The following is a 15,870-nucleotide window of genomic DNA, read 5'->3' on the forward strand; positions in this document are numbered from 1 at the left end:
GCGTGAGCCCGACTCTACAAATCTGCCGGCTGCAGCGCTATGGTCGGGCTCTTCCCATTGCCGGTGAGAGCCCATGCCATCGTTGCGCCACCTGTCCGTCGTGCTTGCCCTGGCGCTGTGTGCGCCGCTGTCGGCTCATGCCATCGAGTTCAGCGCACAGGAACTGGCCCGCGCCAAGGCGCTGCAGCAGCGCCTGGTCACGCTCGACAGCCACCTGGATACGCCGGCCAATTTCGGCCGGACCGGCTTCGACATCGAGCAGCGCCACGACCGCAACGCACTCTCGCAGGTGGACTACCCGCGCATGGTCGAGGGCGCGCTGGACGGTGGCTTCTGGGCGATCTACACCGATCAGGGCGACCGCAGCCCAGCCGCGCACCTCGCCGAGCGTGACCATGGCCTGCAGCGGCTGCTGGAGATCCGCGAAATGCTGGCCGCCAATCCCGAGCGTTTCGCGCTGGCATTGACCGCCGATGACGCGGCACGGATCAAGGCCGCCGGCAAGCGCGTGGTCTACATCAGCATGGAAAACGCCAGCCCGCTGGTGGAAGACCCCAGCTTGCTCTCGTTCTACCACCGTGCCGGCCTGCGCCTGCTCAGTACCGTGCACTTCGCCAACAACGAGTTCGCCGATTCGGCCACCGACCCCAAGGGAGCGGAATGGAAAGGCCTGAGCCCGGCCGGCAAGGACCTGGTGCAGCAGGCGGTGAAGCTGGGCATCGTGATCGACCAGTCGCATGCGTCCGACGCGGTGTTCGATGACCTGCTGGCAATGATGCCGGTGCCCTTCGTGCTGTCGCACAGCTCAGCCAAGGCGGTCTACGACCACCCGCGCAATCTTGATGACGCGCGCCTGCGCAAGCTGGCCAAGGCCGGCGGCGTGATCCAGGTGAACGCCTATGGCGGCTACCTGATCGACACGGCGAAGACACCCGAGCGCAAGCAGGCCGAGGAAGCGCTGAGCAAGCAGCTGGGTGGCTGGGAAGGCATGGGCATCGAGCAGGGCGTCGCCCTGCTGAAGGCCGAGCAGGCGCTGGACCACGAACACCCGGTGCGCCCTGCCAGCCTCGACGACTTCTTCGCCCACTTCGAGCACATCCTCAAGGTGGTCGGCCCCGAGCACGTGGGCATCGGCCTGGACTGGGATGGCGGCGGTGGCCTGAGTGACCTGCCCGATGTCAGCCAGCTGCCGAAGATCACCGCCTGGCTGCTGCGCAAGGGCTATACCGAGCAGCAGATTGCCGGCATCTGGGGCGGCAACCTGCTGCGGGTGATGCGCCAGGCGCAGGATTACGCCGCAAAGCAGGGCGGTTGAAACGGCCTGCGGTAGTGCCGGCCGCTGGCCGGCATTGCCCCTATCAACAGGATGCGGGTTGCCGGCCAGCGGCCGGCACTACCGGTGATCCGGTTATTTCGCGATCAGCGCGTGGCGACGGCTGTACAGGAAGTACAGCACCAGGCCGGCCACGTTCCACAGCAGGAAATACAGCTGGGTGGTGTGCGGCAGGCTGAGGAACAGGTAGATGCAGCCCAGCGCGGCCAGCGGGCCGACCACGAAGGCCAGCGGCGTGCGGAACGTGCGCTCGCGGTTCGGCTCGCGCAGGCGCAGCACCACCAGGCAGATGCCGACGGCGGTGAACGCGGCCAGGGTACCGGCGTTGGCCAGCGCGGCAATCTCGTCCAGGCGCGCCACACCGGCCAGCGCCGACACCACCACTGCGGTGAACAGCGTGGTCGCCACCGGCGTGCCGGTGCGCGCGTTGACCTTGGACAGGCCACGCGGCAGCAGGCCATCACGGCTCATCACGAAGAAGATGCGGCTCTGGCCGTACAGGAAGGCCAGCAGCACGGTCGGCAGGGCGATGATCGCGATCACGCCGATCACCATCGCCGCGGTCGGATGGCCCAGCTGGCGCATGATCAGCGCCAGCGGCTCGGCGCTGTGGCCAAACACGGCGTAGCTCATCGCACCCACGGCGGCCAGCGCCACCAGCACGTAGACGATGGTGCAGCCGATCATCGAACCGATGATGCCGATCGACAGGTCGCGGCCCGGGTTCTTGGTTTCCTCGGCGGCGGTGGAGATTGCATCGAAGCCGTAGAAGGCGAAGAAGATGATCGCCGCCGCTGCCATCACGCCGTGCTCGACGCCATCGGGGCCCATCGACTTGGCGAAGCCATACGGCATGAACGGCTGCAGGTTGGCGCTGTCGAAGGCGGGCAGGGCCACGGCCACGAAGATGGCCAGCGCGATCAGCTTGAACACCACCAGGATGGCGTTGAGGGTGGCGCTTTCCTTGGTGCCGGCCATCAGCATGCCGGCCACCAGCCAGGTGATGATGATCGCCGGCAGGTTGATCATGCCGCCTTCCACGTGCGGGCCGGCCGCCAGCCAGGCCGGCAGGTGCACGTTCCAGCCGAACTGGGTATGCACCCATTCGAGGAAGCCGACGAAGTAGCCGGACCAGCCCACCGCCACCGTACTCACCACCAGCGAGTACTCCAGGATCAGACTCCAGCCCACCACCCAGGCAAACACCTCGCCCAGCGCACTGTAGCTGTAGGTGTAGGCACTGCCGGCGGCCGGCATCATCGTCGACAGCTCGGCGTAGGACAGCGCCGCGCAGGCGCAGACCGCACCGGCGATGGCGAAGGAGATCAGCACGGCCGGGCCGGCCAGGTTGGCACCGACGCCGATCAGCGTGTAGATGCCGGTACCGACGATGGCGCCAATACCCAGCGCGATCAGGTGCGGCCAGCTGAGCGTCGGGATCAGACGCCTGCCGGCTTCGTGGACGGTGACGGAATCTAGGGACTTGCGCCGGAACAGGGACATGCAGGCCTCGGAAGGGGTGACTAAGAACGACAAGTTCCCGAGTGTGACCGAACGCAGCGCAGCATTACCACTGACGGGGGTCATGCATGGCGGGGCGCGCGCTGCGCCCCGGCCAGGCTGCCGGAATCGGCACAATCCGGCGGTAGCCACCGGTGTGCGTTCGTCCCGGCCGCTGCTACGACTCGATGTTGGCCATGCCGCTGACCGAGTAGCGTTCACCGGCCGCGGCATGCAGCGGGAAGGCCGCATCCAGTGCGTCCAGCGTGGCCGCGTCCAGTTCCACCTGCAGCGCAGCGAGGTTCTCGTCCAGCCGTGCCCGCCGCGTCGTGCCCGGGATCGGCACGATGTGCTCGCCGCGCGACAGCACCCAGGCCAGCGCCAGCTGCGAGGCGGCGATGCCGCGCTCGGCGGCCAGCGCCTGCACGGTATCCACCAGTGCCAGGTTGCGCTGGAAGTTTTCGCCTTCGAAGCGGGGCGAGGTGCGCCGGTAATCGTCGGTGTCGAAGTCATCCGGGCTGCGGATGGCGCCGGTCAGGAAGCCACGGCCCAGCGGCGAATACGGCACGAAGCCGATGCCCAGTTCCTCCGTGGTGGCCAGCACCGCGTTCTGCTCCGGCTCGCGCGACCACAGCGAGTACTCGCTCTGCACCGCCGTGATCGGGTGCACCGCATGGGCGCGGCGGAGGGTGGCCGCCGAGGCCTCGGACAGGCCCAGCCAGCGCACCTTGCCCTGTTCCACCAGGCGTGCCATCGCACCCACGGTGTCCTCGATCGGCACGCTGGGGTCGACGCGGTGCTGGTAGTAGAGGTCGATGTGGTCCACGCCCAGCCGGCGCAGGCTGGCCTCGCAGGCGGCCTGCACATAGTCCGGATGGCCGTTGACCTGCCGCGCCTTCGGGTCAGCCGGGTCCAGTCCGATGCCGAACTTGCTGGCCAGGAACACCTGGTCGCGGCGGCCGGCAATCGCGCGACCGACCAGCACCTCGTTGGTGTGCGGGCCATACACATCGGCGGTGTCGAGCAGGCTCACGCCACGGTCCAGCGCGTGCCGGATGACGGCAATGCCGTCATCGTCACTGCCGCGGCCGCCGTAGTAGGCGCTCATGCCCATGCAGCCCAGGCCAAGGGCGGACACGGTAGGGCCGGCAGGGCCGAGAGTACGGGTCTTCATGTGGATCTCCTTGGGGAAGGCGCCACGCCTGGAGGGGGCCGCGGCGAGGGCACAGCATCCTCCACGCCATCATGCGGATAAACTGCCGATCACCGCACTTACCTTGAAGGTTGGCTTCACAATGGATGCCTACCCCCTCACCGCTGTGGTCGCCTTCGTCCACGTGGCCGAGCATGCCAGCTTTACCCGCGCCGCCGATGCCCTGGGCGTGTCGACCTCGGCGCTGTCGCAGAGCGTGCGCGCGCTGGAAGCGCGGATGGGCGTGCGCCTGCTGCAACGGACCACGCGGCGGGTCAGCCTGACCGAACACGGCGCGCGTTTCCTGCAACGCGTGCGCGGCGGCCTGGACCAGATCGACCAAGCCTTTGCCGAACTGGACAGCGCGCGCTCGGTGCCTGCAGGGCGACTGCGTGTCACCCTGCCGCGCATCGTCGCTGATCGCATGGTCCTGCCGCGGCTGCCCGACTTCCTTGCGCGTTACCCGCAGGTGCAGGTGGAACTGTGCGTCGACCCCGCGCTGACCGATCTGGTGGCCGAGGGCTTCGACGCCGGCATCCGCCTGGGCGAATCACTCGCACAGGGCATGATCGCGGTGCCGGTCGGGCCACCCGAGCGGCAGGTGGTGGTGGCCACGCCGGCCTATTTCGAACGCCATGGCGTGCCGCAGACCCCGCATGACCTGCAGGGCCACGCCTGCATCGTGCACCGGCTGGCCAACGGCCGGCTGATGCCCTGGGAGTTCAGCCGCGAAGGCCACGACCTGGACGTGGAAGTGAGCGGGCGGCTGGTGTTCAACGATGCCGGCGTCGCCCATGGTGCCGTGCTGGCGGGGCTGGGCATGGCCCAGGGCTTCGCCTCGTTGATGGCCGACGACATCAACGCTGGGCGACTGCAGAGCGTGCTGCAGGACTGGCAGCCGCCATTCCCCGGCTTCCACCTGTACTACCCCGCGCGTGAGCAGATGGCGCCCAAGCTGCGGGTGTTCATCGACCACCTGCGCGCGGAGATGCACGACCGGTAGATGCCAACCTTGGTTGGCATGCTTCAATCGACCACGCGCGCCGCTACGCCTCCCGGCCAATGGCAGCCATCCTCCTGCCACGCCTCGCCGTCATCGTGGAAGGTGGTGCGACGGCCATCACGGGCGCGTTCGTAGCTCAGGTCCAGCACCAGCGCGCCCTGCGTGCTCAGCAGGTAGCGGCCGTTGAGGCGCCCGTCGATGCGTTCTTCCCAGACGCTGTCGAACTGGTACGGGCGGTCTTCGTCCAGCACCGTCGTTTCCTGCGACACCCGTTGCAGCTGCAGGCGGCCGCGCTGCCCGGCGTACTGCACGTCGGCGCTGCCATCGTCCAGCCAGCGCCACAGCAGGTGGATGCCGTCGTTGCGACCGCCCGTCAGGCAGCGATGGTCCTGCACGCTGGCCGCTGCGGTGTCGGCCAGAAGCCCGATGAACACCAGCACCAGCACGCGCCGGATCATCCGTTCAACCCCAACCGGATGCCGAACCCGACCAGGAACAGGCCGGCCACGCGGCGCAGCGCATCGCTGATCCGCGGATGCTGGATCAGGCGGCGACGGGCCAGGTTGCCCACGCCGATCAGCATCGAGCAGTAGGCGATGCTGACCACCAGGATGATGCCGGCCAGGGCCGCGAAGGTCGCGATGCCCTGGTGTGCCTTCGGATCGATGAACAGCGGCAGGAAGGCCATGTAGAACAGGATCGCCTTCGGATTGAGCAGGCTGACCAGGATCGCCTGCTGGAAGTAGCGGCCCGGCTGCATGCGGATCGGACCAGCATCACCGCCCTCGTGCTTCGGCGTGCGCAGCAGGCTGATGCCCACCCATACCAGGTAGGCCGCACCCAGGTACTGCACAGCGTGGAAGACCAAGGGGTTGGCCTTCAGCAGTGCGGCGACACCGGCCAGCGCCAGCCACATCAGGATCTGGTCGCCGACCAGCAGGCCGGCCAGTGCGGTGTAGCCGCCGCGCACGCCGCCCCGGCCGGTGGCGGTCAGCAGGGTGAAGGTGCCGGGGCCAGGCAGGGCGAGAAACACCAGCACGGCGACCAGAAACGTCCACAGGTCCTGGATGCCCATCCACGGCATGGCGGTGTTCTCTCTTACGGGGGGCTGCCATTGTCGGCCAGCACCGGGGTGGGCGACAGGGGGCGGGGAAGTCCATCGGGCATGCCAGACAGCAGCGGTTGCAGGTGCTGGCGCAGCTGCGCATGCAGTTGCCGTACTGCGGGCGAGAACTGCTTGCGATGCGGGCACACCAGCTGCAGCGGAATGTGGCTGCCGACGCCGTCGAGCAGCAGCCGCAGGCGTCCGGCCAGCACGTCTTCGCGCAGGTCCAGCCAGGATTTGTAGGTGATGCCTTCGCCGGCCACCGCCCAGCGCCGCACCACGTCGGCGTCGTCGCAGACCAGCGGGCCGCGCACCGGGATCACGGTGCGGCGCCCGTCGACCTCGAACGACCAGCGATCGTAGGCGCGGCCACTGAGCTGGTAGACCAGGCAATCGTGCTCACGCAGTTCGTCCAGGCGCAACGGCGTGCCCCGTCGCTGCAGGTAATCGGGCGACGCCGCGAGCACACGACGGTTGCCTTCGAGCAGGGGCAGGGCCACGTAGCTGGCGTCGTCGAAGTGGCCGATGCGGATGGCCACGTCGACCGGATCGCGGAACACGTCGGCCACTTCATCGGACAGCCGCAGGTGCAGGCGCAGCCGTGGATGCGCGGCTCGGAACGCGGTCAGCCACGGCAGCAGCAGGTTGCGACCGAAATCCGACGGTGCCGACAGCTGCAGCGTGCCATGCAGTTCGGCGTCCTCGCCCTGTACGCGGGCCCGCCCTTCGCGCAGGGTAGCCAGTACCTCCTGCGCATACGGCAGGTACAGCGCGCCCTCGCCGGTCAGGCGCAGGCTGCGGGTGGTACGCACGAACAGGCGCAGGTCCAGTTCGCGTTCCAGCCGCGCCACGGCAGCAGCGACCTGGCCGGGTAACAGATCGGCCTCGCGGGCCGCCTGCGAGAAGCTGCCCAGTGCGGCCGTGCGGACGAACAACTGCAGGTCGTCGAAGCGGATCATCTTCATTGCCGGAGTGAAAGTGCTGCCCGATTCTGCGCCTTTCTGAGCGACCGTGCGCGGCGCAACCTGTGCACTCCTTCCCCACTGGACCGCTGCCATGCGCGCCATTGCCTACACCCACGCCGGCCTGCCGATCGACGACATCCGGGCCCTGATCGATATCGAACTGGAACTGCCGCAGCCTGGCCCACGCGACCTGCGGGTGGCGGTGCGCGCGGTGGCGGTGAACCCGGTCGACACCAAGGTCCGCCGCGGCGTGGCCACCGACGGCCCACGCGTGCTGGGCTGGGATGCGGTCGGCATCGTCGACGCGGTGGGCAGCGAAGTCACGCTGTTCCAGCCTGGCGACGCGGTCTACTACGCCGGCGTGATCGACCGCCCGGGCAGCAATGCCGAGTACCAGCTGGTGGACGAGCGCAGCGTCGGCCGCAAGCCGGCCAGTCTCGACGATGCGGCCGCCGCCGCGCTGCCACTGACCGCGATCACGGCCTGGGAGCTGCTGTTCGACCGCCTGCGCATTCCCGAGGGCGGCGGTGAAGGCCAGGCCCTGCTGGTGATCGGTGCTGCTGGCGGTGTCGGTTCGATCCTGGTGCAGCTGGCGCGGAAGCTGACGAAACTGACGGTGATCGGCACCGCATCGCGCCCGGACACCCAGGACTGGGTATATGCGATGGGCGCGCACCACGTGATCGACCACCGCCTGCCGCTGGCCGAGGGACTGGCACGGCTGGGCATCAGTGAGGTGCAGCACGTGGCCAGCCTGACCCACTCCGACCAGCACTACGCGCAGATCGTGGAGCTGCTGGCGCCGCAGGGCCAGTTCGGCCTGATCGACGATCCGGGCCAGGTGGACGTGACGGCGCTCAAGCGCAAGGCACTGTCACTGCACTGGGAGTCGATGTTCACCCGCCCGCTGTACAAGACCGCGGACATGCAGCGCCAGCACGACCTGCTGAACCGGGTGGCCGAGCTGATCGATGCCGGCGTGCTGCAGACCACCCTGGGCGAGCATTTCGGGCGCATCGACGCGGCCAACCTGCGGCGCGCCCATGCGCTGCTGGAGAGTCACCGCGCCAAGGGCAAGATCGTGCTGGAAGGCTGGTAACGCTGGTTGTTCCCGCGTCCTCGGGGTCAGATCCCTTTCCCTTTGGGAAAGGGATCTGACCCCAGCCTCAGGCCACGCCGTTGTCGACGTGTTCGGCGAAACCGGGCTGCTGGCGCAGGCGTTCGAACCACGCCGCGAGGTGTGGCAGCGCGGGCTTGTGGCCGGGTGTGCTGCGCCAGCGCTGGGTCGACAGCCCCAGCACGATATCGGCGAGGGTAAAGGTGTCGCCCGCCACATAGCCGTCGGAAGCGGCCAGCTGTGCATCAAGCACCCCCATCAACCGGTTCCACTGCGCCAGGCTGGCCTCGGCACGGGCATCGTCCGGGTAGTCCGGATGCTGGCGCACGCGCGCCATGAACACATGGCGCCAGGCGCTGTTGAGGTCGCTGGCCTGCCAGTCCATCCACTGCTCCACCCGGGCCCGGGCCTGCGCTGCTGCGGGCAGCAGGTCGTCACGGCCGGCGCGGGCGGCCAGGTAGCGGCAGATGCTGTTGGACTCCCACAGCACGAAGTCGCTATCGCGCAGCACCGGTACCTGCCGGTTCGGATTCAGTGCGGCCAGCAGGTCCGCGGGTGGCGCAGGCTCGTGGCGCAGGGGCAGATCCAGCCCCGCGCACAGCCACAGCACCTTGCGCACGTTGATGGAGGTGGGCTTTCCGTACAGAGCGAGCATGGTCCTGGCGCAGCAGCTGAGACTCCGCCAGCCTACACTTGCCCCATGCAAACCGAATATCTGCTCATTGGCGGCCTTCTATTGGCCGTGCTCATCCTGCAGCTTGTCGCCCTGCTGCGCCGCCCGCCGCACGACCGCCTCGAACAGGCGGTGCGTGAGGAGGCGCGCGCCGGGCGCAGCGAGCTGCGCGAACAGCTCGATGGCTTTGCCCGCGCGCTGACCGATCTGTCCACCCGCACCGACCAGCGCCTGGACCTGCTGCGCGAGGCGCTGGGCGAGGACGCCCGCAAGGCGCGTGCCGAGGCGGCGGAGAGCCAGCAGCGTGGCGCCGCACTCATGGGGCAGCGCCTGCAGGAACTGCGCGGCCAGCTGGAAACCTTCGGCCAGCAGCAGGAAGCGCGCATCCACGCCTTCGGCCAGCAGCTGCAGGAACTCACCGGGCGTACCGATACCCAGCTGGGTGCGTTGCGCCAGACCCTGGTGGACGATGCGCGCAAGGGTCGTGAGGAAGGTGCGCAGTCGCAGCAGCGCCTGACCGAAAGCCTTGGCCTGCGCCTGCAGGAACTGACCCAGCGCAACGAACAGCGCATCGCCGAGATGCGCGCCACGCTGGAAGAGCAGCTGCGCGCGCTGCAGAACGACAATGCGCAGAAGCTGGAGCAGATGCGCCACACCGTGGACGAAAAGCTGCAGTCGACGCTGGAAACACGCCTGGGCAACTCCTTCAAGCTGGTTTCCGAGCGCCTGGAACAGGTGCAGCGCGGTCTTGGCGAGATGCAGCAGCTGGCCACCGGCGTTGGCGATCTCAAGCGTGTGCTGACCAACGTCAAGAACCGTGGCAGCTGGGGCGAAGTACAGCTGGAGAACATCCTCGAACAGACGCTCACCCAGGAACAGTACGCGCGGGCAGTGAAGGTACGCCCGGACAGTGGCGAGATGGTCGATATCGCGGTGCGCCTGCCGGGTCGCAGCAGCGACGACACGCCGGTGTGGCTGCCGATCGACTCCAAGTTCCCGCGCGAGGACTACGAGCGCCTGCTCGACGCGCAGGAACAGGGTGACGCCGAGGGCGTGCGCCTGCAGGGCATCCAGCTTGAACGCGCGGTGCGCGTGCAGGCCAAGTCGATCTGCGACAAGTACATCGCGCCGCCGCACACCACCGACTTCGCGGTGATGTTCCTGCCCACCGAAGGCCTGTATGCCGAAGTGATCCGGCGCCCGGGCCTGGTCGACCTGTTGCAGCGCGAGCACCGCGTGGTGGTGGCTGGACCGACCACGGTCACCGCGCTGCTCAACAGCCTGCAGATGGGCTTCCGCACGCTGGCCATCGAGCAGCGTTCCAGCGAGGTGTGGAGCCTGCTGGGTGCGGTGAAGAGCGAGTTCGGCAAGTTCGCCGGCATTCTCGAGAAGGCCGAGAAGCAGATCACCACGGTCGGCCGCAGCATCGGCGAAGCCAGCCGCAAGACGCGCACCATCGAACGGCGCCTGCGTGGCGTGGAGTCGCTGGCGTCAGAGCAGGCGCAATCCCTGCTGGGCGGCCTGGCCGATGCTGATGCCACGGCCGAGGACGAAGGCAACGAAGGCGACGACGGCGACGAAGCCTGAGCTACGTCGACACGCCGCCTGCATGGTCGATGCGTATGCTGGCGGCCTGTCCTACTGGATCAGGTAACGCCATGCGCCTGCGCCTCTGCACCAGTCTCATCCTGACCGCGCTGCTTGTCGCCTGCAGCAGCGCACCGCCGGCTGCCAATCCGGCGGCGGCACCTGACGCAGCCACCAGCCCCGAAGCGGCCGAGGCCTACCGCGAAGCGCGCGATGTGGACTGCCAGGCCGCTGGCGGTACCCTGCAGCGGCTGGGCCGGCTGCAGCGCGAACAGTGCGTGATTCCCTACGCCGATGCCGGCAAGGCCTGCAGCCGCAAGAGCGACTGCACGGGCCAGTGCCTTGCCGGCGGCGAAGTGGCGGTTGGCAGCCCCGCCACCGGCACCTGCCAGCGCGATGCCCGCCAGAACTTCGGCTGCCGCCAGCGCATTGATGAGGGCAAGGCGCAGGGCATGATCTGCGTGGACTGATCGTAGTGCCGGCAGCCTCATGAACCCTTGCGAACGATCGCACGATTGCCGGCCAGCGGCCGGCACGACCGACATCGCGCGGCGCTATGCTGGTGGGCCATTCCCCGCTGTTGCCGGAGCCCCCGCGTGAGCACTTCGATCCAGGACATTTCCCTCACCACCATCGACGGCCAGCCGTCCTCGCTTGCCGACTACCAGGGCAAGGTACTGCTGCTGGTCAACGTCGCCTCCAAGTGCGGCCTGACCCCGCAGTACGAAGGCCTGCAGGCGCTGTATGCGGAAAAGCACGCACAGGGCCTGGAAGTGCTGGGCTTCCCGGCCAACAACTTCCTCGGCCAGGAGCCGGGCAGCGAAGCGGAGATCCAGCAGTTCTGCCAGCTCACCTACGATGTCAGTTTCCCGATGTTCTCCAAGATCAGCGTGGCCGGTGACGACACCCACCCGCTGTACCAGCAGCTGACCGCTGCGCAGCCGCAGTCGATCGGCGAAGGCCCGCTGCGCGAGCGCCTGGCCAGCAAGGAGATTCCGATCCACGCCGCGCCGGCGGTGCTGTGGAACTTCGAGAAGTTCCTGGTCGGCCGCGACGGCAAGGTCATCGCCCGCTTCGCACCGGACGTGGCGGCTGACGACGCGCGCCTGCGCGAAGCCATCGAAGCCGCGCTGGCTGCCTGATCGGCCGGGGTCGGATCCCTTTCCACGGGAAAGGGCTCCGACCCCACCCACGGCGCCAAAGAAAAACCCCGCCGAGGCGGGGTTTTTCATGCGTCGCTGAAAGGACTCAGTGCGTCCACTGCGGCATCGGCATCGCATCGACCGGGATCGGCGAATTGGCGTCGTCGTGGCCACGCTCGCGCTTGCCGCGCAGATCGTTCTCGATCTGGTAGTTGCGACGCTGCATCCATGCATCGCGCACCAGCGAGTACTCGTCCACGGCAGTGTCACGCAGGTCGTCGATCGCCAGCAGCTGCGCGCGGGTATCGACCAGCTGCAGGCCCTGCAGGCCGATGCGGACCTTGTCCTCTTCGATACGGCGGATCGGCGACAGCGGAATGTCGCCGGCCAGGCCGAACACGTCGCGCACGGTACGCGGGCCGAAGAACGGCAGTTCCACGTAGCGCGAACGACGCCAGCCCCAGGCACCCAGGGTCTGGCCGAAGTCCTCATTGCGGCGCGGTACCATCGCCTTGCTGGCCGGATCGAACAGGCCACCGATGCCCAGCGTGCTGTTCATCAGGAAGCGGCCGAGGCTGTCCCATGCATCGGCACCGCGGCCCTGCAGCAGCTGGTTGGTGATGGTCACCGGCGCGCGCAGGTTGCTGAAGAAGTTGCTGACGCCGGTGCGGGCGAAGCGCGGCACCACGTGGGTATAGGCGGTGGCCAGCGGACGCGCGACGCCGCGGTCGACCGCGTTGTTGAACTTGTGCACCTTGCGGTTGAACGGTTCCCACGGATCGTAGGCCGCTGCGTTGGTGGTGTTGCCGGCACCGCCATAGAGGGCATCGAAGTCGTCATCGCCACCGGGCGCGGTGGCGGCTGAGGCCTTCGCCGCGCTGCCGTCGCCGCTGTCGGTGGGCGCAGCCGGCGACGATGCGGCAGCAGCCGGCGGATTGGCCACCGGCGCGACCGGAGCAGCGTCAGCCGTGCCGGCATCGGTGGCCGCGGCGGCGGGCGAGGTGGAAGAACTGGCCGGGACCACGGTGCTGGCTGCCGGTGCATCGCTGCGCGCGGGCTTGCCGGCACAGGCGGTGAGGGCGGTGGCCAGGACGATCAGGGGGAGAGTGCGCACGACGTTCATGTCAGCTCGCAGCAGAAGTAGCGTTGAAATCCAGGTTGGGCGACAGCCGGTAGGCCGCGCTCAGTTCGTTGTAGCCAGCCGGCGCGCCGGTGATCACCAGCGGATGGCCGGCCTTGCGCGCACGTGCCGCCAGCTCGGCCAGCAGGGCCAGGCCGGCGCTGTCCACGCGTTCGACCTCAGCCAGATCCAGCCGTGCCAGCTTTGCCGGCAGGGCCTGCAGCTGCGGCCATAGCGCGATCACCGCAGCGCGGTCGAGCACCCCGCGCAGGCGCAGGGTGTCGCCTTCCAGCAGTGCCAGTGCGTTACTTGCCATTGCCCGCGGGCCCGGCCTGCATGCTGCCGCTGTGCAGCTCGCTGGCCACCTGCTTGATGCCCTTCTGGCGCAGCGGGGTGTCGAACTGGTTGCGGAACGTCTGCACGTAGGAGATGCCTTCGATGTTGACGTCGAAGATCTTCCACTGGCCGTTCACGTTGCGCATCCAGTACTCGACCGGGGTCGGCTCGCTGCCGGCACGCACCAGCTCGGTGCTCACGCGCACGCCGCGGTTGCCCGGCAGCGGGCTTTCACCCTTCAGGCGGAAGCTCGGCTTGCCCTGGATGTTGAGCAGGGTCGAACCGTAGCGCTGCATGAGGCTGTCGGCCATGGCATCGGCGAACAGCTTGATGTCGGCATCCGAGGCACCACGGGCGTGCGGGCCCAGCACCAGGCGCGCGGCATAGTCGCGGTCGAAGGTGCGGTTCAGTTCGCTGTCGATGTAGTTGCGCAGGCTGGCCGGGTTGCTGCCGAATTCGCTCCTGCGCTGCTGCAGGGTGGTGAGGATGCGCGTGCTGGCATCGATCACCACCTTGCCGGCCTGGCCCTGCGCCGCGGCAGCGGCGGGGGCGGCGGCCTGGGCCTGGGCGAGGAACGGAGTAGCCACCAGCAGCGCCGAGGCGAGCAGGGCCGGGATCAGTTTCATCTTCATGGTTGCGGTTCCGTTGCAGGCGCCTGCGCGCCATCGTTGGGCTTCTGAGCAGCGCCGCCACCGGCGCCGCCACTGAACATGTACTTGCCGACCAGCTGGATCAGGTCAACCGCCGGCTGGGTGAAGACAATTTCGTCGCCGGCCTTCAGCACGTCCGGATCACCGCCCGGCTGCAGTCCGATATAGCTCTCGCCGAGCAAACCACTGGTGAAGATGCCGGCCGAGGTGTCCGCCGGCAGGTCCTTGACCTTGCTGTCCATGCGCAGGGTCACGATCGATTCGAACTTCACCGGGTCCAGGTCGATGGAGGCGACCTGGCCGACGGTGACGCCGCCGATCTTCACCGGCGCCTGCTTGCGCAGCTGGCCGACCTGGGAGAAGCGCGCCTTCAGCTCGTAGCCCTGGCTGCCCCAGCTCCAGCGCTGGTTGGTCGAGGCCACCGCCAGCACCATCAGCGAGGCCAGGGCCAGCAGCAGGAAAGCGCCGACGGAGAATTCGAGTCTGGGACCGCGGATGGCCATGTGGATTACCTGATCGAGTCGTGGTGGCCGCGCGCGCCTGCGCACCGCCGGTGGAGGGGTTAGGTGAACAACATTGCCGACAGAACGAAGTTGAACATCAGCACCAGCAGCGAAGCGTTGACCACTGCACGGGTGGTCGCCACCGACGTGCCTTCAATGGTCGGCTCGGCATGGAAACCAACATAGGCGGCGACCAGCGCGGCGGTGCCGCCGAAGATCGCCGACTTCAGCATCGCCACGCCGAAGTCATCCCAGAAATCGACGCTGTTGCGCAGCGCCGACCAGAACACGCCATTGTCCAGGCCCAGCACGTGCACGGCCTCGAAGTAGCTGGCACTGATCGCCAGCGAGCAGAAGATGCCGGTCAGCAGCGGCACGGTCAGCACCGCCGCCCAGAAGCGTGGCGCCACGGCCTTGGCCACCGGGTCGATCGCCATCAGCTCCAGCGCCTTGATCTGGTCGGTGGCGCGCATCAGGCCCAGCTCGGCGGCGATCGAACTGCCGGCGCGGCCGATGAACAGCAGCGCGGTCAGCACCGGCGCCAGTTCGCGGTACAGCGACAGGCCAAGCAGGGTCGACAACGCGTCGGCCGCGCCGAAGGTGGTCAGCGTGCGGTAGCCCTGCAGGGTCAGCACCAGGCCGACGAAGGCGCCACCGACGGCGATGATCGGCAGCGAGCGCGCGCCGATCTTGTAGATCTCGCGGGTCAGCTCGGCCAGGAAATCACGGGTCGGCAGGGAACCGCGCAGCACGGTCAGCGAGAACAGCCCGGCGCGGCCCAGCGAGCGGGTGGCTTGGACGAACGGCATCAGGCAACCCTCGCGCGTGGCGCGGCATCGAACGGAATCGGGCCATCCGGCTGGCCATGCAGGAACTGCCGCAGCAGCGGATCCTGGCTGGACTGCAGTGCCTCGGGCGTCCCCTGGAACACGACGCCGCCATTGGCGATGGCGATCACCTGGTCGCAGATCGGCAGGGTCTCGTGCACGTGGTGGCTGACGATGATGCTGGTCAGGCCCAGGCTGTGGTTGAGGCGCTGGATCAGGCTCATGATCACCCCGGAGGCGATCGGGTCCAGCCCGGTCAGCGGCTCGTCGTAGATCATCAGCGGCGGGTCCAGCGCCAGCGCACGGGCCAGCGCCACGCGGCGCGCCATGCCGCCGGACAGTTCGCGCGGCCAGGCGTCGGCGGCGGCCAGCAGGCCCACCGCATGCAGCTTCATCTCCACCAGCCGGCGCAGCACGGCGGCCGGCAGGCGGGTATGCGTACGCAGCGGCAGGGCGACGTTCTCGGCCACGGTGAGGTCGGTCAGCAGACCATTGCCCTGCAGCAGCACGCCCACGCTCTTGCGCATCTCCAGCAGCGCGCTGCTGTCATGCGGGATCGGCTTGCCGAACAGGGTGACGTCGCCGGCCACCGGTCGCAGTTCGCCGGTCAGCGCCGCCAGCAGGGTCGACTTGCCGCTGCCGGAGGGTCCGAGCACGGCGGTGATGCTGCCCTGCGGCACCTGCAGCGACACGTCACGCAGGATCGTGCGTCCGCTCCGGTCGATGCGGACGTTGGACAACTGCACCAGACTGGAGGTGGAAGCCGACATGGGCACCATTAACGTTTTTTAGACATCGAAGGATCGGGCCAGCCGGC

At 68.3% G+C, this 15,870-nt stretch carries 17 protein-coding genes and 1 pseudogene; 6 read left to right on the forward strand and 12 right to left on the reverse strand.

The window, feature by feature from the left end:
* Window positions 1-73: 73 nt before the first annotated feature.
* Window positions 74-1,315: a dipeptidase gene (locus tag JLDANKMP_RS14590; protein ID WP_212561491.1), complete on the forward strand. Its 1,242-nt coding sequence runs from the start codon at window positions 74-76 to the stop codon at window positions 1,313-1,315.
* Between the two features lie 93 nt (window positions 1,316-1,408).
* Here JLDANKMP_RS14590 and JLDANKMP_RS14595 read toward each other — a convergent pair whose 3' ends face one another.
* Both JLDANKMP_RS14595 and JLDANKMP_RS14600 read right to left on the reverse strand, forming a co-directional pair.
* Window positions 1,409-2,836 (reverse strand): amino acid permease, encoded by a 1,428-nt coding sequence (locus tag JLDANKMP_RS14595; RefSeq protein ID WP_005411719.1) that lies wholly within the window; start codon window positions 2,834-2,836, stop codon window positions 1,409-1,411.
* Window positions 2,837-3,011: 175 nt separating this feature from the next.
* Entirely contained in the window at window positions 3,012-4,007 is a 996-nt protein-coding gene (locus JLDANKMP_RS14600; RefSeq protein ID WP_099490220.1) for an aldo/keto reductase, read from the reverse strand.
* 121 nt (window positions 4,008-4,128) lie between these two features.
* Between JLDANKMP_RS14600 and JLDANKMP_RS14605 the strand changes: the two genes are divergently transcribed.
* Entirely contained in the window at window positions 4,129-5,028 is a 900-nt protein-coding gene (locus JLDANKMP_RS14605; protein ID WP_212561492.1) for a LysR family transcriptional regulator, read from the forward strand.
* Between the two features lie 23 nt (window positions 5,029-5,051).
* Here JLDANKMP_RS14605 and JLDANKMP_RS14610 read toward each other — a convergent pair whose 3' ends face one another.
* The 3 genes from JLDANKMP_RS14610 to JLDANKMP_RS14620 are packed head-to-tail and all read right to left on the reverse strand — an operon-like array spanning window position 5,052 to window position 7,098.
* Entirely contained in the window at window positions 5,052-5,486 is a 435-nt protein-coding gene (locus JLDANKMP_RS14610) for a hypothetical protein (protein WP_212561493.1), read from the reverse strand.
* Window positions 5,483-6,112 carry a leucine efflux protein LeuE gene (leuE, locus tag JLDANKMP_RS14615; RefSeq protein WP_005411716.1) on the reverse strand — a complete coding sequence of 210 codons (630 nt, stop codon included), beginning with the start codon at window positions 6,110-6,112 and terminating at the stop codon, window positions 5,483-5,485. Before leuE ends, JLDANKMP_RS14610 begins: the two co-directional genes overlap by 4 nt.
* Before the next feature lie 14 nt (window positions 6,113-6,126).
* Complete coding sequence (locus JLDANKMP_RS14620; protein WP_212561494.1) at window positions 6,127-7,098, reverse strand: LysR family transcriptional regulator; 972 nt, start codon at window positions 7,096-7,098, stop codon at window positions 6,127-6,129.
* Between the two features lie 91 nt (window positions 7,099-7,189).
* On the opposite strand from JLDANKMP_RS14620, the gene JLDANKMP_RS14625 reads away from it, so the two are divergent.
* Window positions 7,190-8,197, forward strand: coding sequence for a zinc-binding alcohol dehydrogenase family protein (locus JLDANKMP_RS14625; RefSeq protein ID WP_212561495.1), 1,008 nt, complete (start codon window positions 7,190-7,192; stop codon window positions 8,195-8,197).
* A 67-nt stretch (window positions 8,198-8,264) separates the two neighbouring features.
* On the opposite strand, the gene JLDANKMP_RS14630 is transcribed toward JLDANKMP_RS14625, so the two are convergent.
* Window positions 8,265-8,870: a glutathione S-transferase N-terminal domain-containing protein gene (locus JLDANKMP_RS14630; RefSeq protein WP_212561496.1), complete on the reverse strand. Its 606-nt coding sequence runs from the start codon at window positions 8,868-8,870 to the stop codon at window positions 8,265-8,267.
* Between the two features lie 45 nt (window positions 8,871-8,915).
* On the opposite strand from JLDANKMP_RS14630, the gene rmuC reads away from it, so the two are divergent.
* From rmuC to JLDANKMP_RS14645, 3 genes are all read left to right on the forward strand, one after another.
* Window positions 8,916-10,475, forward strand: coding sequence for a DNA recombination protein RmuC (rmuC, locus tag JLDANKMP_RS14635; RefSeq protein WP_005411712.1), 1,560 nt, complete (start codon window positions 8,916-8,918; stop codon window positions 10,473-10,475).
* Window positions 10,476-10,546: 71 nt separating this feature from the next.
* Entirely contained in the window at window positions 10,547-10,945 is a 399-nt protein-coding gene (locus JLDANKMP_RS14640; protein ID WP_212561497.1) for a hypothetical protein, read from the forward strand.
* A 126-nt stretch (window positions 10,946-11,071) separates the two neighbouring features.
* Window positions 11,072-11,617: a glutathione peroxidase gene (locus JLDANKMP_RS14645; RefSeq protein ID WP_005411710.1), complete on the forward strand. Its 546-nt coding sequence runs from the start codon at window positions 11,072-11,074 to the stop codon at window positions 11,615-11,617.
* Between the two features lie 106 nt (window positions 11,618-11,723).
* Here JLDANKMP_RS14645 and JLDANKMP_RS14650 read toward each other — a convergent pair whose 3' ends face one another.
* The 6 genes and pseudogenes from JLDANKMP_RS14650 to JLDANKMP_RS14675 form a co-directional block, all read right to left on the reverse strand.
* Window positions 11,724-12,740 carry a VacJ family lipoprotein gene (locus JLDANKMP_RS14650; RefSeq protein WP_212561498.1) on the reverse strand — a complete coding sequence of 339 codons (1,017 nt, stop codon included), beginning with the start codon at window positions 12,738-12,740 and terminating at the stop codon, window positions 11,724-11,726.
* Window position 12,741: 1 nt separating this feature from the next.
* Complete coding sequence (locus tag JLDANKMP_RS14655) at window positions 12,742-13,053, reverse strand: STAS domain-containing protein (RefSeq protein ID WP_005414956.1); 312 nt, start codon at window positions 13,051-13,053, stop codon at window positions 12,742-12,744.
* Window positions 13,043-13,705, reverse strand: a complete 663-nt coding sequence (locus JLDANKMP_RS14660) for an ABC transporter substrate-binding protein (RefSeq protein WP_049417748.1) — start codon at window positions 13,703-13,705, stop codon at window positions 13,043-13,045. Before JLDANKMP_RS14660 ends, JLDANKMP_RS14655 begins: the two co-directional genes overlap by 11 nt.
* A gap of 56 nt (window positions 13,706-13,761) precedes the next feature.
* A pseudogene (gene mlaD / locus JLDANKMP_RS14665) lies at window positions 13,762-14,226 on the reverse strand (outer membrane lipid asymmetry maintenance protein MlaD); the annotation flags it as partial.
* Window positions 14,227-14,285: 59 nt separating this feature from the next.
* Window positions 14,286-15,035 (reverse strand): MlaE family lipid ABC transporter permease subunit, encoded by a 750-nt coding sequence (locus JLDANKMP_RS14670; protein ID WP_005414955.1) that lies wholly within the window; start codon window positions 15,033-15,035, stop codon window positions 14,286-14,288.
* On the reverse strand, window positions 15,035-15,823 hold the full coding sequence (locus JLDANKMP_RS14675; RefSeq protein ID WP_005411704.1) for an ATP-binding cassette domain-containing protein: 789 nt from the start codon (window positions 15,821-15,823) through the stop codon (window positions 15,035-15,037). The genes JLDANKMP_RS14670 and JLDANKMP_RS14675 overlap by 1 nt, the downstream gene beginning before the upstream one ends.
* Window positions 15,824-15,870: the final 47 nt, after the last annotated feature.

This window comes from Stenotrophomonas sp. PE591, assembly GCF_018320795.1.
Taxonomy (GTDB): domain Bacteria; phylum Pseudomonadota; class Gammaproteobacteria; order Xanthomonadales; family Xanthomonadaceae; genus Stenotrophomonas; species Stenotrophomonas maltophilia.